Source organism: Brevibacillus sedimenti (genome assembly GCF_020923495.1).
GTDB lineage: Bacteria > Bacillota > Bacilli > Brevibacillales > Brevibacillaceae > Brevibacillus > Brevibacillus aydinogluensis.
In genome coordinates, this window is record NZ_CP064048.1 from 2,338,129 (window position 1) to 2,360,252 (window position 22,124).

The following is a 22,124-nucleotide window of genomic DNA, read 5'->3' on the forward strand; positions in this document are numbered from 1 at the left end:
TGGCGCGCTGTAACGGCGGTGCGCCCGGAAATTAGACATCGGATTCCGTTTGCGCTACAATGATAAAAAGCTTCACTCCGAAGCTTACGCGATGTTCAAAAACGGCTGTCTGAGCCGTTTTTGCATGTTAAGCAGGCAATTCGTACAGATCAAGGAGAGGTGCATAAGCTTGGGCGAACGTTCCGGTAAACGAGAGATACCGCTTCTCCCGTTGCGCGGACTGCTTGTGTATCCATCCATGGTACTCCATTTGGATGTGGGACGGGAAAAATCAGTCCGCGCCCTGGAGCAGGCCATGGTGGATGACAACCAGATCCTGTTGGCGACGCAGGAAGAAGTCCACATAGAAGAACCCAGCGCCGAGCAAATCTTCAGCGTCGGCACTGTGGCACGGGTCAAACAGATGCTGAAGCTGCCGAACGGCACGATTCGCGTCCTCGTGGAAGGCCTGCAGCGGGCCCGAATCGATGAATATATACGGCAGGATGATTTCTTCCAGGTCTCGATCACGTACCTGGAAGAGGAAAAGGCTGACGAGAACGAAGTGGAAGCGCTGATGCGCGCCGTGCTTAGCCATTTTGAACAGTACATCAAGCTGTCCAAAAAGATTTCACCGGAGGCGCTTACATCCGTAAGCGACATCGAGGAACCGGGTCGGCTGGCCGACGTGATCGCCTCCCATCTGCCGCTGAAAATGAAGGACAAACAGGAGATTTTGGAGACGACCAACATCAAGGAGCGGCTCAACATTCTCCTCGACATCCTCAACAACGAGCGCGAGGTGCTGGAACTGGAGCGCAAGATCAGCAACCGCGTCAAGAAGCAGATGGAGCGGACGCAGAAGGAATACTACCTGCGTGAGCAAATGAAAGCGATCCAAAAAGAGCTGGGCGAAAAAGACGGGCGGCAGAGTGAAGTGGATGAACTGCGCGCCCAGCTGGAGAAATCCGACGCTCCCGAGCGGATCAAGAACAAGATCGAGAAAGAACTGGAGCGCCTGGAGAAAATGCCGACCACGTCCGCCGAAGGAGCGGTGATCCGGACCTACATCGACACGCTGCTGTCCCTGCCGTGGACGCGCAGGACCGTCGACAATCTGGACATCCATCACGCGGAACAGGTGCTGAACGAAGACCACTACGGGCTGGAAAAACCGAAGGAACGGGTATTGGAGTATCTGGCGGTGCAAAAGCTGGTCAATTCCATGCGCGGTCCCATCCTCTGCCTGGTCGGGCCTCCCGGCGTGGGGAAAACGTCGCTCGCCCGTTCCATTGCGCGTGCCCTGGAGCGGGAGTTTGTCCGCATCTCGCTGGGCGGGGTGCGTGACGAGGCGGAGATTCGCGGCCACCGCCGCACCTATGTGGGTGCGCTGCCGGGCCGGATCATCCAGGGGATGAAACAGGCAGGCACGATCAACCCCGTCTTTCTCCTGGATGAAATCGACAAGCTGGCCTCCGACTTTCGCGGCGATCCCGCTTCCGCGCTGCTGGAAGTGCTGGACCCCAACCAGAATGACAAGTTCAGCGACCATTACATCGAGGAGACCTACGATTTGACCAACGTGATGTTTATCACGACGGCCAACAGCACGCATACGATTCCCCGCCCGCTGTTGGACCGGATGGAGGTCATCTCCATCGCCGGCTACACCGAGCTGGAAAAGCTGCACATCATGCGCGACTACCTGCTGCCCAAGCAGATGGAAGAGCACGGACTGGGCAGGGATAAGCTGCAGATGAACGAAGAGGCGATGCTGAAGGTAATTCGTCAGTACACCAGAGAAGCGGGCGTGCGCAACCTGAATCGGGAAGCGGCCAACATCTGCCGAAAAGCAGCCAGGCTGATCGTCAGCGGCGAGAAAAAGCGGGTCGTGGTGACGCCCAAAACGGTGGAGAGCCTGCTGGGCAAACCGCGCTATCGCTACGGCCTGGCTGAGCGGGAAGACCAGGTGGGTGCCGTAACCGGCCTGGCCTGGACGCAGGCGGGCGGCGACACGCTGAACGTAGAAGTGAGCATTCTGCCTGGCAAGGGCAAACTGACGCTGACCGGTCAGCTCGGTGACGTCATGAAGGAGTCGGCTCAGGCGGCATTCAGCTACATCCGTTCCCGCGCCGCCGCGTGGAACATCGACCCCGAATTCCACGAGAAAAACGACATCCACATACACGTGCCGGAAGGAGCGATCCCCAAAGACGGTCCGTCTGCCGGCATCACCATCGCCACGGCGCTCGTCTCTGCCCTGACCGGCATCCCGGTGCGCAAAGAGGTGGGCATGACCGGTGAGATCACCCTGCGCGGCCGTGTGCTGCCGATCGGCGGACTGAAAGAAAAGGCGCTGTCCGCTCATCGGGCCGGACTGACGACGGTGATCCTGCCCAAGGAAAACGAGAAAGACATCGAAGACATCCCGGAAAGCGTGCGCAAGGAATTGAAACTGATCACGGTGGAACACATGGACGAGGTCCTGCGCCACGCGCTTACCCGGCAAGCGGTTGGTGAAACGCGATGAAGATCACATCGGCTGAGTTTGTCATCAGCGCCGTCGGACCCAAACAGTACCCGACAGATGGCTTGCCGGAGATCGCCCTGGTGGGCCGCTCCAACGTAGGCAAGTCCTCGCTGTTAAACAAAATGATGAATCGCAAGGGGCTGGCCCGTACCAGTTCCAAGCCGGGAAAAACACAGACGCTGAACTACTTTCGTGTCAACAACCTGCTCTATTTTGTCGACTTCCCCGGTTACGGCTACGCCAAAGTGGCAAAATCGCTGAAACAGCAATGGGGCAAAATGATTGAAAATTATCTGAAGCAGCGCAAGGAGCTGCGGTTTGTGATTCAGTTGGTGGACATTCGCCACGCGCCCAGCAAGGATGATGTGGCGATGTACGACTGGTGCAAGGAAATCGGCATTCCCACCGTGGTCGTGGCCACCAAGGGGGACAAGATCGCTCGCGGCCGCTGGCTTCAGCATACGAAAGTAATCCGCGAACAACTCAAGATGCGCGGTGACGATGCACTCATTATCTTTTCTTCGGAAACGGGCCAGGGACGGGACGAACTGTGGGGTGAAATCGTTCGCCGCTTGCAGCGTCAGGAAGAAACTGCCCCTGAAGTTGAGCAGGATCTCGCAGGCGGGACGCCGGAAACGGTGGAATCGGGCAACGCCCCGTCGTAACACCTGCGGGAAAAGAGGGGTGTCCATGCACAACCGTGAGTTTTTTCCCGTACGCGGTGTAATCGAAGGTTACTACGGCACTCCGTGGACGAATGCGGAGCGGCTGGACATGATTCGCTTTTTGGGGCGGCATGGGTTTAATACGTACTATTACTCACCCAAGGACGATCCCTATTTGCGGGAACGCTGGCAGGAGCCGCATCCGCCCGAGGCTTTGGAGCAGATGGAGGGCTGGATGGCGTGCGCTCGGGAGTCCGGGGTGCGGTTTGTCTACTGCTTGAGCCCCGGCTTGAATATGGAGTACGCCGATGACAGCCATGTTTCCCGCCTGTTGGCAAAGTACCGGTCCATGTACGAACGGGGCGTGCGTCACTTCGCCCTGCTGTTTGACGACATCCCGCTGGCCTTGATGCATCCGGCGGACGTAAGCCGCTACCGCACGCTGGCGCAAGCGCACGCGGAAGTAGTGCTGAAGCTGCACGAGGTGATCGATGGCTGGGAGGAGCGAGTGGAGCTGACCGTTTGTCCCACCCAGTATCACGGAATGGGCGACGAACCGTACATCACGGAACTGGGACAGCACCTGCCGGAGTCAATCGACCTGTTTTGGACCGGCCGCTTTGTCTGCTCGCCGTTTTTGCCCGAGGCGGACGCCCGCTTTTTTGCAGAACGGACGGGGCACAAACCGCTGATTTGGGACAATTATCCGGTAAACGACCTGGCGATGGCCGATGAGCTGCACATTGGCCCGCTGCGCCACCGCGATCCCGGTCTGTGGCGGCACGTAGCCGGATACGTGGCCAATCCGATGGCGCGGGCGGAGAGCTCAAAGATACCGCTCTTGACGGCAGCGGCTTACCTGCGCGATCCGGAAGGGTACGATCCAGCCTTGGCATGGGCCAAGGCCGTGGAAGAAGTGGCCGGTCCGGAAGACGCCGCCGCCGTACTCCGCTTCGCAGACAATGTGCAGGGTTCGTTTCTCAACGAGACCGAGTCGCCGGCGCTGCTGGAGGCGTTTCTGCAGTTTCGCTTTCAGTTTTTGTACGGGGACAGGCAGGCGGGACTGCGCATGCTCGGACGTCTGTTTGCCGATATGGAAGAGACGGCGCTGCACTTAATGGAGCGGATGCGCAACCGCAAACTGGCCGCCGAAATTGGCGGCTGGGTGGAAAAGTACCGGCATTGGGCCAAGGTCGGGCAGTCGGTTACCGCCATGATCGAGGCGGGCACAAGCGGCCGGACGCTCACGGCGGCGTATCACCTGTTTCGGCTGAAGCGCTGGATGAAGCGGACCGAACGGTTGCCGCAAAAGGTGTGCGGCAACGTGATGAAACTGTTTGTGGAAGCGGTGCTGCTGGAGTTGAAACAGACGAGGTAACCAAGCGCGTATCTGCGTGGGGCAAGCGGGCAAACCGCACCCGTCTGTGTGCTGTGAAAATGTGAAAAAACGGGACTGGCACAAAAGCCAGCCCCGTTTTTTTATCTGTCACTGTTCATTACGCCGACTCTCGGCTGCCATCATCCTGATTGAGCCTGATGCGCCGATTTTTCCACCATTCCTGGATCGGCAGCTCCGCCAGGATCATTCCGGTAAAGATCAGGGCGCATCCCGCCAATTGCCGCGCTGTCAGCACTTCGTGAATCCACAGGTACGAAGTGAGCGCGGCAAACACCGGCTCCAGGGAGAAGATCAGCGCCACACGGGTGGAACTCGTCTTCTTTTGCAGCGCCGTCTGGGCCAAAAAGGCGAGCGCGGTGGCAAAGATCGAGGTCACGATCAGACCGCGCGCCACTTCCGGCGCCAGCAGCACCGCCGGGTCGAAGGCAAGGCGCCAGTCCTCGAACAACAGCGCATACCCCCAGCTCAGCGCGGCCACCGTCCCCAACTGGACGATCGCCAGCGGGAGGGCAGGAAATCGAGGAGCGTATTTGCCGGTGGCGACGATCTGCAGCGCAAAGCAGATGGCGCAGCCGAAGACCAGCACGTCGCCGAGGTTGAACGCAAGCGACGAGGTTTTCGTCAGCAGGTAGAGCCCGCAGGCGGCGATCAGCGTGCCGGTGATGGCGGCAGGTTTGATCTTCTCGCGCAGGATCAGAAAGGAAAACAGCGGGACCAGCACTACCGACAGACCGGTAATAAAGCCCGCTTTGGACGGTGTGGTGTACATCAATCCAACCGTCTGCAGGGCGTAGCCCAGACAGAGCCAAAATCCGATCAGACATCCGGCCTTGATCAGCGGGAAGTTCCAGCTCCTCAGCTGCTCGCGATCGATCAGACAATGGATGGCGAGCAGAAAGAGAGTGGCGATGGAAAAGCGCACCGCGTTGAAGGCGTTGGGCGGCAGAGCGGCGATGGCCTGCTGGACGACGAGGAACGTGGCTCCCCAGACAAACGCGATCAGAAACAGGGTCACGTCAGCCATCCATTGTTTTTTCAACGGTTGTTTCTCTCCTTCCGAATGATTCAGACGATTGCAAACGTTTCGGTTCCATGCCTGCATGATACGGCATGCCAGAGGGGAAATCAAGCACAGGTGGAGTTCAGCTTGGCAATTGCATGTAAATATCGGAAAATAAAGAAAAGTCAAAAGGGGGATTCACATGAATCAGTCCGTACTTCGGTCGCGGCGGGCCCGCCGGGCGGAAACCAAAGTGACCCGCACCGCCCAGCGGTTGGCCGAGCTGTTGGCAGGCAGCAGCGGGTTGGAGGAGAAACGGGAAGCTGTCCGAAGGATTCTGGACGAGCAGTTGGGGAATCGCGAATACTTCGTCATTGTCGACGAGACGGGATACGGACATATCCATACCAACCGGCTGCGGGAGGGCATCGTGTTTGACGACGAGGTGGGACGGCGTGCAGCCGCGGCGCGCGAAGTCCTCTCCCAGCTTTACCTGCGCAACACGGGCGAGCGGCTGATCGACACCGCCGCTCCGATCGGCACATTTGGCGGCAGACGGTACGTCCTCCGGATGGGCACGATTCTGCACCGGCCGTTTTTGGGACCGGCGCTGATCGGTCTCGGCTGTATCCCGCCGCTGTGCGGATGGGCGGCCTTGCTTGGGAGGGGTCTGCCGCTTGCCGAAACGGCGGTGTGGGCGTTCGTTTCGCTCGGCGCGGGGTTGATCGGCAGCCTGTGGATATACCGGATCATGCGCACCAGCCTGCAGGAATGGCGCGAGCTGACCCGGGCCGTCTCGTCCGGCGATCTGACCCGGAAAGTGGTCACCCGCTCGCGCAATGAATTTCATCAGACGGGGCTGGAACTAAACAAGATGGCGATCGGCATCCAGAACATCGTAAGCGAGATCGCGGGTGCGGCGGACAGCACGGGGGAGATCAGCCGCAAGCAGGCGCTGCGGTCACGGGAACTGCGGGACACCTTTGACGAACTGAGCGGCATGATGCAGCAGTTTCAGTCGGGGACAGAGGAACAGGCCCATGTGGCCGCCGAAGCGGTCGAGCACCTGCAGGAAATGACAGCCATGCTGACGGAGATGCAGACGGCCCTGAACAAGACGAGAGAGATGAGCGAGAGCGCCACGATGACCACGGAGCGGGGCAACCATGCGGTGGAGACAGCTTCCCGCCAGGTGGGACAAGCGGAGTCCGGCATGGCCGAAACGGCGGAAGCGATCCGCCAACTGGCACAGGCTGCGGAACAGATTCGGCAGCAGGTGGCGGCGATCACCAGGATTGCCCGGCAGACCAATATGCTGGCGCTCAACGCATCCATTGAGGCGGCTCGAGCCGGGGAACACGGCCGGGGCTTTGCCGTGGTGGCGGCAGAGATTCGTGAGCTGGCGGAGGAGACCGCGCAGTTTGCGGACAGCATCCTGTACACTGCAGCCGCCATTCATGCGGACGTGACCGAGACGGCGGCAGAAGTGGAGCGCCAGTTGGACGACCTGCGACGCTCCAGCCGTCACGTGCGGGAAGCGGGTGAGGCGATCCGCAGCCTGCAGGTGGTGGTGGACGCCAACCAGGCACTGTCGGCCCAAAACGCCGCGTGGGCCGAGCGGCTTGGCCAGCACTGCGGGGCGATCGGCCAGACGCTGACCCAGGTAAAGACGATCGCAGGCCAGATTGCGGAGAGCGTCTCGGCGGCGGCCAGCGCCGTAGAGCAGCAGGCAGGCGGCGTGCATCTGCTGGCAGAGGAAGCAGAGACACTGGCCGAGAAGACGATGTCGCTGCAGCGAATCACGAAGCGGTTTCGCCTGTAGGATCAAGACCCAGCTGCACCCGTTAATAAACTTTTCACATTTACAAGTGGTCGTTTGGGGACATAATGTTATAATAATAGTGCATTTTACACAGAGCCGACTGGCATGTAATACCGGGAGGACATTATGGATATCCTTTTGCTGGGTCTTAATTACAAAACAGCACCAGTCGAAATTCGGGAAAAATTCACGTTCAGCGATGACGGGACAGCACGCGCTCTTCATCTCCTCTCCCAGACGAAGAGCATAGCGGAATGCGTCATTCTCGGAACGTGCAACCGCACGGAAATCTACGTGGTCTGCGATCAGTTGAACGTGGGGCGGGACTACGTGCTGAGATTTCTGGCGGAGTGGTTTGGCGTCGACAAAGAGTCGTTCAAGCAACATCTTTATATAAAAGGAAACGAAGAAGCGATTGAACACCTGTTCCGTGTCGTTTGCGGCCTTGACTCCATGGTGGTGGGCGAGACGCAAATCCTCGGACAGGTACGGGACGCTTTCCTGCTCGCCCAGCAGCTCAAGACGACTGGAACGGTGTTCAACATGCTGTTCAAGCAGGCGGTCACGTTTGCCAAGCGGGCCCACACGGAAACGGGGATCGGCCAAAACGCTGTCTCCGTCAGCTACGCCGCGGTGGAACTGGGGAAAAAGATTTTTGGCTCCTTCGCGGGCAAGGAAGTGCTGATCGTCGGCGCGGGCAAAATGAGCGAGCTGACCGCCAAACACCTGCACGCCAACGGTTCACAGCACGTGCGGGTCGCCAATCGGACGCTGGAGCGTGCCCGGATGTTGGCGGAGAAATTCAAAGGGGACGCCTGTACGATGGAGCAGTTGCCTGAGGCACTGCTCACCGCCGACATCGTCATCAGCTCCACAGGAGCTGCAGGCTATGTGATCACCAAGGAACAGCTCATGCCGATCATGAAGCGTCGCAAACACCGCCCGTTGTTTATGATCGACATCGCTGTGCCGCGGGATCTGGACCCCGGCCTGCACGAACTGGATAACGTCTACCTTTACGATATTGATGATCTGGAAGGTATTGTCGCCAGCAACCTGGCGGAGCGTTCCCGCGAGGCGGAGCGGCTGGAGGGGATGATTGCCGATGAAATCGTCGCCTTCACCACCTGGTACCAGACGCTGGGCGTTTCACCGCTGATTGCCGCGCTGCGTGAAAAGGCGGAGGCGATCCACAGCGAAGGAATGCGCAAAATGGAGAACAAGCTGTCCAACCTGACCGAACGCGAGCTGCACATCATTCGCAAGACGACCAAGGGCATGATTAATCAGTTATTGCACGATCCGGTCGTCCGTCTGAAAGAGATGGCGGCCAAGTCGAACGGGGACGACGTGTTGGACATGTTCTCAACCATCTTTGCATTGGAAGAGACCCTGGAGCGGTTTGAGCGGGAAGCCGACTGGGAAAAAGAGAAAAAAAAACACTTGTCCTCTCGTGAGCAGGTCGTTGCGTCCGGCTTCCGCGAGTAGGGACCGAAATGGAAAGAGAGGAGAGCGTACATGGCCGACGCGAGATGGATCTACGACCTGACGATCTTTCTCTACGCTGCAAGTGTTCTCTTCTATTTCAACGACTTCTTGCAAAGCAACCGGAAAGTCAATCGCCTGGCTTTCGGGTTGCTTGCTGTCGTTTGGGCCTTGCAATCCGCTTTTTTCGTCTCACAGGTGGCGGCGAAATCGTACTTTCCCGTCATCACACTGTTTGAGACGCTCTTTTTTTATTCCTGGGTGCTGGTCTCCCTGTCACTTCTGATTAATTATTTTTTTCGCATCGATTTGCTGGTATTCTTTACCAATGTGATCGGCTTTGTCGTGCTGGTGCTCTCCATGTTTTTGCCGGAGACGCCGTTGACGGCCATATCGGAAACGCTCACGTCGGACCTGCTCTTGATCCACATCACGCTGGCGTTGTTCAGCTACGGGGCGTTTTCCCTGTCGATGATCTTTTCGGCGATGTACCTGCTGCAGCACAAGATGCTGAAAGAAAAACGCTGGACGCCGCTGCTGCGGCGGCTGCCCAGCCTCGACATGCTGGAAGCGTACGCGTACCGGATGAACATGGTCGGGGTGCCGATGCTGCTCTTGGCAATCATTCTCGGGATCATCTGGGGCAGGGTGGTCCTGCCCGAGAAGTTTTGGCTCGATGCCAAGGTGCTGCTGTCGACCCTGGTGCTGGGGGCGTATTCGTACTGGCTGTACAAGCGTTTCAGCGACACCTGGCAGATGCGGCGGCTGGCCCAGTTTAACCTGACGGCGTTTCTGCTGCTCTTGGTCAACTTTCTGGCCACCGACATCTCCACATTTCATAGATGGCTGTAACCGCCACGCAAGGAGGCTACCATGAGAAACTGGAAGGTAGGAACGCGCCGCAGCATGCTGGCGCTCACCCAGACCAATTGGGTCGTGGACCAATTGAAACGGCTTGCGCCCGAGGCGTCGTTTGAACTGCACGAAATCGTCACGAAAGGAGACCGCATCCTGGACGTCACCCTGTCCAAGGTGGGCGGCAAGGGACTGTTCGTCAAGGAAATCGAGCAGTCGCTGCTGGACAAGGAGACGGACCTGGCCGTGCACAGTCTGAAGGACATGCCGGCAGAGCTGCCGGAGGGACTGGTGATCGGGGCAATTCCCAAGCGGGTGGACCCCCGCGACGTGCTCTTGTCCAAGGACGGCAAGACGCTGGATGAGCTGCCGCACGGGGCGCTGGTGGGCACGAGCAGCCTGCGCCGCTCCGCACAACTGTTGGCCTACCGGCCGGACATCCAGATCGAATCGCTGCGCGGCAATATCGATACGCGCATCCGCAAACTGAACGAAGGCAATTTCGACGCCATCATCCTGGCGGCGGCCGGACTGGAGCGGGTCAAGTGGGACGGAACGATCAGCCAGTATCTGCCGGTAGAGATCAGCGTGCCGGCGGTTGGGCAGGGGGCATTGGCCATCGAGTGCCGGGCGGACGACGAGGAGACGCTCGCGCTGCTGCGCCGCCTGGACGACCCGCCGACCCGCCTGGCGGTGACGGCAGAGCGCAGCTTCCTGCACCGTTTGCAGGGCGGCTGCCAGGTGCCGATCGGGGCTTACGCCACCGTGGCGGAAGCGCCGGGCGATGCCGCGCCGACCGTGACACTGACCGGTCTGGTCGCGTCGCCTGACGGAAAACGGGTGTTCAAGCGGACAATCTCCGGCACCGATCCGGACGCACTCGGCCGGGAACTGGCTGACACCCTGCTGGCGGAAGGAGCCGGCGAGGTGCTGGCAGAGGTGCAGAAGGAGAATCTGGGATGAACCGGCTGACGCCGATTGGCGAGGATCGCCTGCCGCTTTCCGGCGTCCGGGTGATGGTGACGCGGGCCCGCAGCCAGGCCCGCGAGCTGGTGGAAAAGATTGAGGCGCTGGGCGGCGAGGCATACGAGTTTCCGCTGCTGAAAATGGTGCCGCCGACCGACACGGGACCGCTTGACGACGCAATTGGCCGCCTGGATTCGTTTGACTGGGTGATGTTCACCAGCGTCAACGGCGTCCGCTTTTTTCTGGAGCGAATGCGGCAGTTGGGCGTGAGCCCGGATCGGATGACCGGCCTCGTGGCGGCGGTCGGACCCAAGACAGCTGCCGAACTGGCAAAACACGGCTGGACGGCGGATGTGATTCCGTCCGACTACGTGGCGGAGGGCATGCTCACCGCGCTCCAGGGGCGTCTGACACCGGGCCAGCGGGTGCTGCTGCCGCGGGCCGACATCGCCCGCAAGACGCTGCCGGATGAACTGCGCCGCATGGGGCTGCAGGTGACCGAGGTGGACGCCTATGAAACGGTGATCGACGGCGCGAATGCCCCGGAAGCGGCGGAGCGGCTGCGCCGTGGGGAAATCGACGCGATTGCGTTTACCAGTTCATCCACGGTGCAGCACTTCACGCAGGTGATGGCCCCGTACGGGTTGGACGGCTTGCTGGCCTCCGTGCGGATTGCCTGCATCGGGCCGGTTACGGCTGAGACGGCCAAGCGCCTCGGCCTGCCGGTTCACGCCGTGGCCAGGGAGTACACGGTGGACGGCTTGTTGCAAGCGTTAACAGCAAATCTGGGAGGGGATGTACATGGCACTCACATTTGACCGTCATCGCCGGCTTCGTTCCAGCGCGGCGATGCGCAGCTTGGTACGCGAAAACCACGTTCGTGTGGAGGATCTGATCTACCCGATCTTTGTGGTGGAAGGTTCGAACATCAAGGAGGAAATTCCCTCCATGCCGGGCGTCTATCACTTCTCGCTGGACCGCCTGAACGAGGAAATTGACGAGGTGGCAGCGTTGGGCATCCAGTCCGTGCTGGTCTTCGGTGTGCCGGAGCACAAGGACGCCTGCGGTTCGGAAGCCTACAACGACGATGCCGTGACGCAGCGAGCCATCCGTCAGATCAAGGAAAGACATCCTGAACTGGTCGTGATCGCCGACACCTGTCTGTGCCAATACACCGACCACGGCCACTGCGGCGTGCTGCGCGACGGCGACGTAGTCAATGACGAATCGCTGACGCTGCTGGCAAAGACGGCAGTCTCGCAGGCGAAAGCGGGAGCAGACATCATCGCACCGTCCAACATGATGGACGGCTTTGTGGCGGCAATTCGTGCGGCGCTGGACGAAGCCGGCTTTACCCACGTGCCGATCATGTCCTACGCGGTCAAATACGCCTCGTCGTTCTACGGCCCATTCCGGGATGCGGCTCATTCCGCGCCCAAGTCGGGCGACCGCAAGGCGTACCAGATGGACCCGGCCAACGCCCGTGAAGGGCTGCGCGAAGCAGCTTCCGACGTGGCGGAGGGGGCTGACTTCCTGATGGTCAAACCGGGGCTGGCGTTCATGGACATGGTGCTGCGCCTGCGTGAGTCCTTTCATCTGCCGATCGTCGTCTACAACGTGAGCGCCGAGTACTCCATGGTCAAAGCGGCGGCGGCCAACGGCTGGATCGACGAAGAGCGGATTGTCATGGAAACGATGGTCGGCTTCAAGCGGGCCGGTGCCGACCTGATCATTACCTATCATGCCAAAGACGTGGCAAAATGGCTGGCGAGGTGAGCAGGCGATGAAGATGGAAAAATCGATCCGGCTGTTTGCGGAAGCACAGCAGTACATACCGGGCGGAGTAAACAGCCCGGTACGGGCGTTTAAAAGCGTGGGCGGCAATCCCGTCTACATTGCCAAAGGAGAGGGAGCGCGCGTCGTCGATGTGGACGGCAACACCTACATCGACTACATCGGTTCCTGGGGGCCGCTGATTCTGGGCCATGCCCACCCGAAAGTACTTGCCGCGATCCAGGAAGCGGCTGCGCTTGGCACCAGCTTTGGCGCTCCGACCGAACGGGAGACGGACATGGCCAAGCTGGTCTGCGAGATCGTCCCGTCGGTCGAAGTGGTGCGGATGGTCAACTCCGGCACGGAGGCGACGATGAGCGCACTCCGGCTGGCGCGCGGCTATACCAAGCGGAACAAAATCATGAAGTTTGAGGGCTGTTACCACGGACATGCCGACAGCCTGCTGATCAAGGCGGGCTCTGGCGTGGCCACGCTTGGACTGCCCGACAGCCCAGGTGTGCCGGAAGCGACGGCCATTCATACGATCACCGTACCGTACAACGATCTGGAAAGCGTGAAAATGGCGTTTGAAGCGTACGGCGAAGATTTGGCTGCGGTAATTGTGGAACCCGTCGCCGGCAACATGGGGGTCGTACCGCCGCAGCCAGGCTTTTTGGAGGGCTTGCGGGAGATTACGCAGCGCTACGGAACACTGCTGATCTTTGACGAAGTGATGACCGGCTTCCGCGTTGCCCGCGGCGGCGCGCAGGAGCTGTACGGCATCACCCCTGACTTGACGACAATGGGCAAGGTGATCGGCGGCGGCCTGCCGGTCGGCGCATACGGCGGCCGGCGGGACATCATGCAGCACGTAGCACCGGCGGGACCGATCTACCAGGCAGGCACACTGTCCGGCAACCCGCTGGCGATGGCAGCGGGATTGACCACGCTGCAGATACTGGGTGAGGACGGGGTCTACGAGCGGTTGGATGCACTCTCTTCCCGCCTGGCAGAAGGACTGGCGGACAACGCACGGAAGCTGGGCATCCCGCATACGGTAAACCGCGTCGGCTCCATGGTGTGCCTGTTCTTTACGGAGACGCCGGTCGTCAACTACGAGACAGCCAAGACATCCGATCTGGAGCGCTTCTCCCGCTACTTCCGCTACCTGCTGGAAGAAGGCGTCATGATTCCGCCGTCCCAGTTTGAGGGCATGTTCGTCTCACTGGCCCATACGGAAGCGGATATTGAGCGCACCATCGAAGCCAGCTACCAGGCGATGAAAAAGCTGTAAACCGGCACACGGCGAAGAACAGCAGCAGCTGCCCGCGCTGTCGGGAGTGTTGAGACAACAAAAGTCCCTGTCCGATTTGGTCAAGACCCCATTTTGTAGACACTTAAAAAACCCCCGGCCGTTAGGCCGCATGCTGACGCCTGTACTCGACTGGCGTCAGCTTATTTAATTTGATTTGCAAACGCTCTTCATTGTAAAAACGAATGTACTCCTCAATTCGTCTTTGCGCTTCATCCAGACTTCGAATATCATAAGGATAGAGAGCTTCTGCCTTTAAGTGCGAGAAGAAACTCTCCATAGGGGAATTGTCTAAACAATTGCCCCTTCGCGACATGCTGATTCGGGCGTCAACCTTTTGCAGCATGTCGTGGTATGCGTGGGACGTGTACTGGGAGCCTTGATCGCTGTGTACGATCAGTCCAGTCACGTCCTTATGCTTTTCAAATGCTTTCCGAAACGTCTCCAGGACAAGGGCATTGTCATTGTGTAAGCTCACATGGTGCGCCACGATTTCGTTGTGAAACAAGTCTTTAATCGCTGATAAGAAGATACGTTGATCTCCTACACGAAACTGGGTAACATCGGTGACCCACTTCTGGTTTGGTTTCTCGGCTGTGAAGTCACGCTTCAACAGATTTTCGGCAACACGACCATCAGATTCAGCCGCTCGATACGTGCTCCGATACGCTCGCTTGCCACGAATAATGGCTTTCAGCCCAAGAATTTGCATGAGTCGTAACACCTTCTTATGATTCACAACCTTGCCGTATTGACGAAAGAGTTCCGCTTGAATTCTTCGATACCCATATATTCCTTTTCGTTCATCATAGATGGTTTGAATCTGCTGTTTCAGTTCTCCGTCTCTATCCCACTCCTTCTGTGCAAGATACCGATAATACCCACTCCTCGATACACCAAGAAGTTTGGAGAGTTCGGTAATCGGGTACAACGCTGCGACATTCTCCATCACACGATACTTTTTTCTTACACCTCCCGCATCCAGATTTCCAAACACTTTTTTAGAATTTCGTTCTCCCGTTTCAATTTTTTCACATGTCGATCTTGATCGATGTACGCTGTACGTCGTCCACGCTGATCCAAAAGACCGAACTCCCCAAGTTGTTTGTATTTCCGCATCCACTTTTTTACTCGATCCTTATCCTGGATTTCTAAATGCTCAGTGATCTGTCTGTATGTCCACTTCTCCTCTACATGCAATCGTATTGCCTCCATTTTCAACGACAAAGGATAATGCTTGAACTTTTGACCTTTGATAGCCATAAAAAATTCACCCCTTAAAGTAACATCGGTTTTCCCAAGGGGTTTTTCCAATGTCTACTTTAAGGGGTGCACTCTAATTGCGGCAGGGACTTTTTTGTTGGAGGATTATCTTGCCAATTCCTTCCAGTATTCATAGGAGTGGACAGCCACGCCGGCAAAGGAAGGGTGTTTCGCCATGAGCGCGGGCAGCTTGTTCAGTTCCCGGTCCATGAACGCGTTGCCTTCTTCGAAAAAGGTGATGAAATTGCCCTCGCTGCTTTGTTTCGTTTCAACGGCGACAAGCAGGTTCTTGCCGTGACGGTCGGCCATCTCCAGCTCCTGGGTCACGAGCGAGGAGATGCTGTTCGATCCTGCCGCCCGGTCGCGGTAAGCCATCACGGCCACGTGATCATGCTTGGCGATCATCCATTCGGCCAGCGAGGTGTCGGGGCTGCCGGGGACGGGGATATTGTCCAGCCAAAACGGCAGATCACACCCAATCTGCAGGGAAGGCTGCTGCTTGATTTTGCTGACATACGCCTCCACGTTGCCCATCCACTGCCGGATGACTGCTTGCTGATCTGTTTTCCACTGAGGCAGGAGGTACGGTTCGATGTCCAGATGGATGCCGGTGATTTTTTCCTGAGCCTTTGCTTTGCGATTGTACCGGTTGACCCAATCGACGAGCGCAAGGATGTCCTGACGGTTTTGTGCCAGCCCCCAATCGGATTTCCCGCCCAACGCATGCACGTCGATTCCGGCAGCGCGGGCTTTGCCGATGAACTTCCGGTAATACGCAGGGGAGAGCGAGGTATCGATTTTCAGATACAGCAGGTTTACGCCTTGCTCGGCGGCAAACGTGAGGATTTGATCCGGTTCCGAAGCGGTCTCGTATGTGTGCCAAAGCCACGTGGCTTTCAGCGGCTTTCCTTCGGCAGGCTTCACGCGGGTTGGCAGTACTTCGGCCGTTGTCTCCTTGGTGGAGAGTCCTATCAAAAATACGAGACTTACTATAATCAGCGCGATCAGCAGGATAAGTGCCCGACGAGATGCATGTATCATGACGCTCCCTCCAGGTGTGCTCAGAGTCGTAAACGTGAGGTCCTTTTCACATATCGGCACGAGGGGCTTTCGTCGTGAGTGTTTTTGCGCGTTCAAACGAGAAATGAGTCTAAAGTCTGAGAAGAGGAAAGGGGGGACGGGCTGCGGCAAACCGCCGGCGGTGCCGGGAACAGAGAGGGCGGTCTCCGCAGTCCGTATCCTATCGTGCGGGTATTGAAAGGCGGTCGGAGAGGAACGTGGCCATATCCCGCATAAGGCGGCGCAGCACGTCGAGCGACGCCTCCGCGTCCAGATTGATTTCCAGCGCGTGATTGGCCTGAGGGAGTTCATTACCGTGTTTTTCCAATCATAGGACAAGCCCTGGCAAGCGGACTTGTTCCGCTCCGGCGGCCGGGGATTCCACGTGATCCGGCTTTCAGCCGACAGGTGTATGAATCCGCCTGGCCGGGCAACACTTTGAAAATAGGAGAAAAACGAGGGGGATTTGCGATGATGAAACAAGTATCGTTGCCAAACGGCGTTCGCCTCGCCTACACCGATGCGGGCAGCGGCGCACCGCTCATGCTGGTACATGGTTTTTGCGGCAGTTCAGCCTATTGGCAAAAGGTGATACCCGCACTGGCAAAGCGGTTCCGCGTGATCGTGCCGGACTTGCGGGGACACGGCAGCAGTTCCGCGCCGGACGAGCCGTACACGATGGAACGGCTGGCAGAGGATCTGGTTCATCTGCTGGATGCGCTGGAAGTGGAACAGACGACGCTGCTGGGCCACTCGCTGGGCGGTTACGTGACGCTGGCGTTTGCGGAGCGCTACGCGGACAGGCTGACTGGCTTCGGGCTGATCCACTCCACCGCGTATCCCGACGACGAACAGGGAAAGGCCAACCGCGACAAGAGCATGGAGAGCATCAGGCAGAACGGGATGGAGCCGTTTATCAAGGCGCTTGTGCCCAGGCTGTTTGCCCCAGACAGCGTCACCTCCCGTCCTGACGATGTGCGGCTGGCCAGGGAAATAGGTCTTGGGACTGATCCGCAGGGAGCGATCCGCACGTTGCAGGGGATGAGAGATCGGCCGGATCGACGGCACGTCCTGCAGAAAACCAGCCTGCCTGTGCTGCTTGTCGCGGGCGAACAGGACCAGATCGTCTCCCCGGCCAAGACCTTCACGGCAGACGGTTCGCACGTTCGCCAGGTGCTGCTGCCGAAAGCGGGCCACATGGGCATGCTGGAAGTCCCGGATGACTTGACGGCGGCGATTGGCGAATTTATGGGAAGTTTCTGACAAAATGTGGACAAATCGCAAGAAAATTTTGCTATAATCAGTAGTGCTGTCCTATTCTATCAATTATTGTTTTGGGGGGAGAAGCACTCATGAAAAAAGCACGTCGCATCAGCCTGGCCGTAGTGGCTGCAGCGATCTGTTCGTCGCTGATGGCCGGATCGGCGTTTGCCGCGCCGCTCCATCCGGTAAAGCATGTGGACTGGATGGTAAAAAAGTCCATCCTCTTACCGGGACAAAACGGTGATCTGGCGCTGGAGCGCAGCGTGACGCTGGCTGAGGCCGCCGTCGTCTTTGCCAAACTGAAAGGAGTCCACGTCACCGCCTCGGCGGGCAAAGGCGCCCACTGGTCCGCACCGTACCTGACTTGGCTAAACAGCCAGGGAGCAATTAGCGCAAACGACATCAACACTCCGACACAACTGCCGTCCGCCGCAAAGCTGACGGAGATGGCGAAAAAGCTGGGCTATACGCTCAAGCTGGAAAACAAGGCACAGGTGACCCGCGGCGAATTCTTCCAGGCTATCGGGGACGCGGCCACCACGCACATCACCATCGCCCACACCAATGACACGCACGGACATATTCAAGAGGATGCAAGCCTCAAGGAATTCGGCTTTGCCAAGATTGCCACGCTGCTGAAAGAGTGGCGTCAGGAAAACGAGAACTTCCTGCTGATTGACGCCGGCGACACCTTCCAGGGCACTGTCTTCGTCAACCAGTTCAAGGGAGAGTCCGTCGTGCCGATTCTCAATCACCTCGGCTACGACGTGATGGCCGCGGGCAATCACGAGTTTGACTTCGGCTACGAACAGCTCCTCAAGCTGCGCGATATGCTGAAGTACCCGATCATTTCCGCCAACGTGTTTAAGGCTGACGGCACGGAGTTCCTCGTGCCCACGTACAAGGCGGAGATCGGCGGCAAGAAGTTCGCGTTCGTAGGCTTCGTGGCGGAGGATACGCCCATTCTCACGCATCCGGACAACGTGAAAGGGCTGACGTTCAAAAATCCGGTGGAAGTGGCGAAGGTGGTCGTGCCGCAGTTGAAAAAGGAAGCGGATCACGTGATCGTGGTCTCCCACGTGGGGATTGAGGTGGACCGCGAAATCGCGAAGAACGTGCCGGGCATCGACCTGATCGTCGGCGGCCACTCCCACACGCCGCTGAAGACACCGGAAGTGGTCAACGGCACCTACATCGTGCAGGACTGGGAATACGGCAAATCTCTGGGCCGTGCCGACCTGTACTACCTGGGCAAGGAGCTGGTCGCGTTTAGCGGCGGGTTGAAAGAGTACGATGAGAGTGTACAGGCTGACCCGGAAGTAGAGAAACTGGTGCAGGAGATTGTCAGCAAGATCGACGAAGTCATGGGCGTAGTGATCGCCAAGTCGGAAGTGGATCTGGACGGAGACCGCAGCCTGGTGCGCAAAAAAGAAACCAACGTCGGCAACCTGGTCGCAGACATCATGCTGGAGCGCACGAAGGCAATCAAAGGACACGAAGCGGACGTGGCCCTGATCAACGGAGGCGGCATCCGCACCCAGTTGAAAGCGGGCGACATCACGAAAAAGGACCTGTACACGCTGCTGCCGTTCCCGAACACCCTGACCGTGATCGAAGTGACAGGCGAAGAGCTGAAAAAGGCGCTGGAAAACGGCGTCAGCCAGGTGGAGGAAGGCGCAGGACGATTCCCGCAAATCAGCGGCATGTCCTTTACCTACAATCCGAAAAAGCCGGCCGGCGAGCGTGTCGTGGAAGTGAAAGTGGGCGGCCAGCCGCTTGATCTGAAGAAAACCTACAAGGTAGCCACCAACGACTTCATCGCTGCCGGCGGCGACGGCTACGAGTCGTTTAACAAACCGGGATTCAACACCGGCCTCACGCTCTACACCATCGTCGAAGAAGCGTTGATAAACAAAAAGACGGTGAACCCAAAGGTAGAAGGGCGCATCGTCGAAGTCAACGAGTAAAACGAGCGATCGGCAGGACCATACTGCTGCTACCCGCCATGAAGCAACAGCGAAAGCCCCCGTCCGAACAGCTGCCGGACGGAGGGCTTTCTTTCGTTTTATTCGGGAAGAGGAATCTCACCGTCATCGTCCGTGACGGCAAAATTGTAGTTGACCGACCGCGTAAACGCTGCCCCTGATTCGTCTACGCCTGTCACCTCAAACGACAGATTGTAGACACCCGGCTCGGACGGCACCTGGAAGCGAATGTTCATCTCGTTGTCGCTGACCGCATTGACACGGAGCCGCTTCAGCTCAGTTCCCTTGCCGGATCCGGACCGACGCAGCGTGGCCTGCTGAAGCGAGGTCTGCTTTGTTTTGCCTTTGCGCGTCTCAAGCTGCAGCGAAGCGGTGTCGTTTTTCTTGAACACCTGCTTGTCCGCCTGCCAATTCAGGTCGACGCCTCCTTTGACGGCGGCCAGCAGGAAGTACGCGTCCCGTTTGCCGTTGATTTTCGCGGTCCACTCTCCTTTTTCCGGCTTGTCAATCGAGAAGACGTGATGCATGGCTTTGCCGAAGATGCCGTGTTCGTCCGACACTGCCTCTCCATCTTCCGGCCTGTACACCTTCCCCGACGGACTGATGAGTTCCACCGTGGTCGCTTCGTCAGCCACCATGACGTCGATCATCACGTTCTTGAGGCCGCCTTCCAGAGGAATGCGCTCCGTCTGCTCGCCGTCCACTTCTCCGCCGCGATAGATGGCACTGGTAGCGTCGTCTTTGCTGCGTGCCGGCACCCGGTCGGCCTGATCCGCTTTTTTGGCCGATCCAGCGTCAGTCCACTCGGCTTCAGCCGCTCCGGCTTCACTCCATCCGGCGGAAGCCAGTTTCAGCTTGGGCCGGACAAGCTCCCAAGTCTTGGAGGCATCCCGCAGCTGGAAGTGGGAGAGCTTTTCCGAGCCTTTGTCCGTAAAGGAGCGGATACCGTACGGCAGACCGAACGCCGAGTCGAGGGAGACGGCCCCGTCATCCGAGCCGGGGAGGATGGCATGGGCGAACCAGGTGGGGGAAAACCATCCATCGTCACCGGTACCTGCTCCCATGTACGTGGTGGCCTTGCGGGCTTCCGCCCGGCTGTCTGTCTGCTCACGGAACTGCGCCATGTAGGAGGTTTGCAGCGAGTAGACGGCATCGTCACGCATGCCAATAATCTCCGCCAGCCACCACGTCCAATCGCTGTAGGCCAGGTCGGCCAGTTCCGACCCCTTGTTGGGCGTGCCCAATTGATGTACGACGTTGACGTAGGGGTGCGCTCCGTAGTACACCAGCGCCGCTTGCGTGTCAATGCCGCCCTTTGAATGGGCGATTACATTGATCTGGGGGACTTGGTAGTAGTCGGCCACTTTCTTGATGACATCTGCCAATATGCGGCCGTTGGTCCACATGCTGCCGCCGGTGCCCTCCGCATCCGGCAGCTGGACGAACGCGGTGCGGTATCCGGCGTTGTAAGCGGCGGTGTAAAAGTCGTCGGAGGCAGTCCACGTGGTGTAGTCAGAATGAAGCCCCTGCACGAACAGCAATACCGGTTTGTCATTCGAAGCGTTGGGCGGTATCGCTCCGGTGTACCAATCACCTGCTTTTCCGTTTGGATTGTCGTCGTGCAGAGTGGGACTGGGGGCTGCTGCGGCAGCGGACGGCCAGGCCAGCAAAAGGGCGAGGGAAGGGGCGAGCAAGGCGGGCAGAAAACGTCGGCTCATCGCAAATTCCTCCTTAAATAATTTAATATTTGGAATATTTGGTTTTATTTTACAATAATGCTGCCAGCATGTCTATAACTATATCAACCGGACATAATACAGATTGTCAGATTCACATTTTCATATTTCATAGGCGCTGCCATCTGGCGTCGTTTGTTTTTGAAACAGACATCACTGGAAAATACGCCTCCGCTTGACTGGCGCAGAGAAGAAATGTGTGTCTCCCGTCGCCCAATCGAGAACACGTATGAAATGAAACGGGGGCCTTGCTCGTAACGTACATTTGGGGCTGTATTCGCTAATCGCCGCGATCCTAGTACAATGGTAGTGAAAGCGCCGTTCACAAGTCAGCAATGGGAAAATGCGTTTGGCTCGGGTCGATGCTTGTCCGTTGCCAGCTTCCCGATTCAGGGCGAACCGATCGGGAACGACTCCGTTTGTTACGTGGAGTTGTGCATTCGCCTGCGGGGTCAATCGGATGAACCAGGGGGATCGTTTATGACGAGAAGTGAATTTATACGTGAGCTGGACAGCTTGCTGCGCGAGCTTCCGGACAAGGAGCGGTTGGACATCCTGGCCAGTTACACGCAGCACTTTTTGAACGGTGTCAAGAGCGGAAAAAGCGAGCAGGAGATTGCCGAAGCACTGGGCAGTCCCCGGCTGATTGCACAAGAAATCCTGGCCGACCATCGGATATACCAGGCGAATTCCGATGCGTCCGTCGGCAACATGACGCGGACGGTGATCGCGACCGTCATGCTTGTCTTCTTTAACCTCGTCTTTGTCCTGGGACCGTTTCTTGCGCTCATCGGCGTGTTGATCGGCCTCTACGCCGCTTCGCTGGCACTTTTGATCGCACCGGTCGGCCTGCTGTTTCCTTTTGTCATTCCGGAAGCATCCGATCACCGCACCTACATGGTGTTTGCCGGCATCGCGTCGTTTGGACTGGGCGGCATGATGGCGATCGGGCTGTTCCGGGTGACCGGCTGGCTGTACCGGCAATCTCTGCGCTACCTGCATTTCAATCTGCGCTTGATCAGGGGGAAATGA

General features: G+C 58.3%; 19 protein-coding genes. 13 read left to right on the top strand and 6 right to left on the bottom strand.

Annotated features, from left to right (window positions below):
* Positions 1-169 precede the first annotated feature (169 nt).
* Genes lon through IRT44_RS11435 form a run of 3 tightly spaced genes read left to right on the top strand, consistent with a single transcriptional unit; the run spans position 170 to position 4,552 of the window.
* Entirely contained in the window at positions 170-2,509 is a 2,340-nt protein-coding gene (gene lon / locus IRT44_RS11425) for an endopeptidase La (RefSeq protein ID WP_230076695.1), read from the top strand.
* A complete protein-coding gene (gene yihA, locus IRT44_RS11430; RefSeq protein ID WP_230076696.1) occupies positions 2,506-3,174 on the top strand; it encodes a ribosome biogenesis GTP-binding protein YihA/YsxC in 669 nt (222 codons plus the stop codon). The genes lon and yihA overlap by 4 nt, the downstream gene beginning before the upstream one ends.
* Before the next feature lie 25 nt (positions 3,175-3,199).
* Positions 3,200-4,552: a protein O-GlcNAcase gene (locus IRT44_RS11435; RefSeq protein WP_230076697.1), complete on the top strand. Its 1,353-nt coding sequence runs from the start codon at positions 3,200-3,202 to the stop codon at positions 4,550-4,552.
* Positions 4,553-4,670: 118 nt separating this feature from the next.
* On the opposite strand, the gene IRT44_RS11440 is transcribed toward IRT44_RS11435, so the two are convergent.
* Complete coding sequence (locus IRT44_RS11440) at positions 4,671-5,612, bottom strand: DMT family transporter (RefSeq protein ID WP_305792674.1); 942 nt, start codon at positions 5,610-5,612, stop codon at positions 4,671-4,673.
* A gap of 163 nt (positions 5,613-5,775) precedes the next feature.
* Here IRT44_RS11440 and IRT44_RS11445 point away from each other — a divergent pair, with 163 nt between their 5' ends.
* The 7 genes from IRT44_RS11445 (at position 5,776) to hemL (ending at position 13,768) form a co-directional block, all read left to right on the top strand.
* Positions 5,776-7,395, top strand: a complete 1,620-nt coding sequence (locus IRT44_RS11445; protein WP_230076698.1) for a methyl-accepting chemotaxis protein — start codon at positions 5,776-5,778, stop codon at positions 7,393-7,395.
* 126 nt (positions 7,396-7,521) lie between these two features.
* Positions 7,522-8,883 carry a glutamyl-tRNA reductase gene (hemA, locus tag IRT44_RS11450; protein ID WP_171566355.1) on the top strand — a complete coding sequence of 454 codons (1,362 nt, stop codon included), beginning with the start codon at positions 7,522-7,524 and terminating at the stop codon, positions 8,881-8,883.
* A gap of 30 nt (positions 8,884-8,913) precedes the next feature.
* The gene (locus IRT44_RS11455; RefSeq protein WP_171566354.1) at positions 8,914-9,732 is read left to right on the top strand and encodes a cytochrome C assembly family protein; all 819 of its coding nucleotides are present in this window, start codon (positions 8,914-8,916) and stop codon (positions 9,730-9,732) included.
* A gap of 21 nt (positions 9,733-9,753) precedes the next feature.
* Entirely contained in the window at positions 9,754-10,698 is a 945-nt protein-coding gene (gene hemC, locus IRT44_RS11460) for a hydroxymethylbilane synthase (protein ID WP_230076699.1), read from the top strand.
* Entirely contained in the window at positions 10,695-11,519 is an 825-nt protein-coding gene (locus IRT44_RS11465) for a uroporphyrinogen-III synthase (protein ID WP_171566352.1), read from the top strand. The genes hemC and IRT44_RS11465 overlap by 4 nt, the downstream gene beginning before the upstream one ends.
* A complete protein-coding gene (gene hemB, locus IRT44_RS11470) occupies positions 11,503-12,477 on the top strand; it encodes a porphobilinogen synthase (RefSeq protein ID WP_171566351.1) in 975 nt (324 codons plus the stop codon). Before IRT44_RS11465 ends, hemB begins: the two co-directional genes overlap by 17 nt.
* Positions 12,478-12,484: 7 nt before the next feature.
* Complete coding sequence (gene hemL, locus IRT44_RS11475) at positions 12,485-13,768, top strand: glutamate-1-semialdehyde 2,1-aminomutase (RefSeq protein ID WP_171566350.1); 1,284 nt, start codon at positions 12,485-12,487, stop codon at positions 13,766-13,768.
* 121 nt (positions 13,769-13,889) lie between these two features.
* Here the strand turns inward: hemL and IRT44_RS11480 are convergent, their stop codons facing one another.
* The 4 genes from IRT44_RS11480 to IRT44_RS11495 all read right to left on the bottom strand — a co-directional run bounded on the left by IRT44_RS11480 (position 13,890) and on the right by IRT44_RS11495 (position 16,436).
* Positions 13,890-14,735, bottom strand: coding sequence for an IS3 family transposase (locus tag IRT44_RS11480; RefSeq protein WP_230076700.1), 846 nt, complete (start codon positions 14,733-14,735; stop codon positions 13,890-13,892).
* 17 nt (positions 14,736-14,752) lie between these two features.
* A complete protein-coding gene (locus tag IRT44_RS11485) occupies positions 14,753-15,049 on the bottom strand; it encodes a helix-turn-helix domain-containing protein (RefSeq protein ID WP_230076701.1) in 297 nt (98 codons plus the stop codon).
* A 105-nt stretch (positions 15,050-15,154) separates the two neighbouring features.
* Positions 15,155-16,090 carry a hypothetical protein gene (locus IRT44_RS11490; protein WP_171565505.1) on the bottom strand — a complete coding sequence of 312 codons (936 nt, stop codon included), beginning with the start codon at positions 16,088-16,090 and terminating at the stop codon, positions 15,155-15,157.
* 199 nt (positions 16,091-16,289) lie between these two features.
* Positions 16,290-16,436: a hypothetical protein gene (locus IRT44_RS11495; protein WP_230076702.1), complete on the bottom strand. Its 147-nt coding sequence runs from the start codon at positions 16,434-16,436 to the stop codon at positions 16,290-16,292.
* Between the two features lie 143 nt (positions 16,437-16,579).
* Here IRT44_RS11495 and IRT44_RS11500 point away from each other — a divergent pair, with 143 nt between their 5' ends.
* Both IRT44_RS11500 and IRT44_RS11505 read left to right on the top strand, forming a co-directional pair.
* Positions 16,580-17,371, top strand: coding sequence for an alpha/beta fold hydrolase (locus IRT44_RS11500; RefSeq protein ID WP_212132903.1), 792 nt, complete (start codon positions 16,580-16,582; stop codon positions 17,369-17,371).
* Positions 17,372-17,460: 89 nt separating this feature from the next.
* Positions 17,461-19,338: a bifunctional metallophosphatase/5'-nucleotidase gene (locus IRT44_RS11505; protein ID WP_171565503.1), complete on the top strand. Its 1,878-nt coding sequence runs from the start codon at positions 17,461-17,463 to the stop codon at positions 19,336-19,338.
* Between the two features lie 98 nt (positions 19,339-19,436).
* Here the strand turns inward: IRT44_RS11505 and IRT44_RS11510 are convergent, their stop codons facing one another.
* Positions 19,437-21,074, bottom strand: coding sequence for an esterase/lipase family protein (locus tag IRT44_RS11510; protein ID WP_171565502.1), 1,638 nt, complete (start codon positions 21,072-21,074; stop codon positions 19,437-19,439).
* 498 nt (positions 21,075-21,572) lie between these two features.
* Here IRT44_RS11510 and IRT44_RS11515 point away from each other — a divergent pair, with 498 nt between their 5' ends.
* The gene (locus tag IRT44_RS11515; protein ID WP_171565501.1) at positions 21,573-22,124 is read left to right on the top strand and encodes an HAAS signaling domain-containing protein; all 552 of its coding nucleotides are present in this window, start codon (positions 21,573-21,575) and stop codon (positions 22,122-22,124) included.

Excerpts from the sequence above, each read along its gene's own strand:
- yihA (WP_230076696.1), top strand. The coding sequence starts at position 2,506 with ATGAAGATCACATCGGCTGAGTTTGTCATCAGCGCCGTCGGACCCAAA.
- IRT44_RS11435 (WP_230076697.1), top strand. The coding sequence starts at position 3,200 with ATGCACAACCGTGAGTTTTTTCCCGTACGCGGTGTAATCGAAGGTTAC.
- IRT44_RS11445 (WP_230076698.1), top strand. The coding sequence starts at position 5,776 with ATGAATCAGTCCGTACTTCGGTCGCGGCGGGCCCGCCGGGCGGAAACC.
- hemA (WP_171566355.1), top strand. The coding sequence starts at position 7,522 with ATGGATATCCTTTTGCTGGGTCTTAATTACAAAACAGCACCAGTCGAA.
- IRT44_RS11455 (WP_171566354.1), top strand. The coding sequence starts at position 8,914 with ATGGCCGACGCGAGATGGATCTACGACCTGACGATCTTTCTCTACGCT.
- hemC (WP_230076699.1), top strand. The coding sequence starts at position 9,754 with ATGAGAAACTGGAAGGTAGGAACGCGCCGCAGCATGCTGGCGCTCACC.
- IRT44_RS11465 (WP_171566352.1), top strand. The coding sequence starts at position 10,695 with ATGAACCGGCTGACGCCGATTGGCGAGGATCGCCTGCCGCTTTCCGGC.
- hemB (WP_171566351.1), top strand. The coding sequence starts at position 11,503 with ATGGCACTCACATTTGACCGTCATCGCCGGCTTCGTTCCAGCGCGGCG.
- hemL (WP_171566350.1), top strand. The coding sequence starts at position 12,485 with ATGAAGATGGAAAAATCGATCCGGCTGTTTGCGGAAGCACAGCAGTAC.
- IRT44_RS11480 (WP_230076700.1), bottom strand. The coding sequence starts at position 14,735 with ATGGAGAATGTCGCAGCGTTGTACCCGATTACCGAACTCTCCAAACTT.
- IRT44_RS11485 (WP_230076701.1), bottom strand. The coding sequence starts at position 15,049 with ATGGCTATCAAAGGTCAAAAGTTCAAGCATTATCCTTTGTCGTTGAAA.
- IRT44_RS11490 (WP_171565505.1), bottom strand. The coding sequence starts at position 16,090 with ATGATACATGCATCTCGTCGGGCACTTATCCTGCTGATCGCGCTGATT.
- IRT44_RS11500 (WP_212132903.1), top strand. The coding sequence starts at position 16,580 with ATGATGAAACAAGTATCGTTGCCAAACGGCGTTCGCCTCGCCTACACC.
- IRT44_RS11505 (WP_171565503.1), top strand. The coding sequence starts at position 17,461 with ATGAAAAAAGCACGTCGCATCAGCCTGGCCGTAGTGGCTGCAGCGATC.
- IRT44_RS11510 (WP_171565502.1), bottom strand. The coding sequence starts at position 21,074 with ATGAGCCGACGTTTTCTGCCCGCCTTGCTCGCCCCTTCCCTCGCCCTT.
- IRT44_RS11515 (WP_171565501.1), top strand. The coding sequence starts at position 21,573 with ATGACGAGAAGTGAATTTATACGTGAGCTGGACAGCTTGCTGCGCGAG.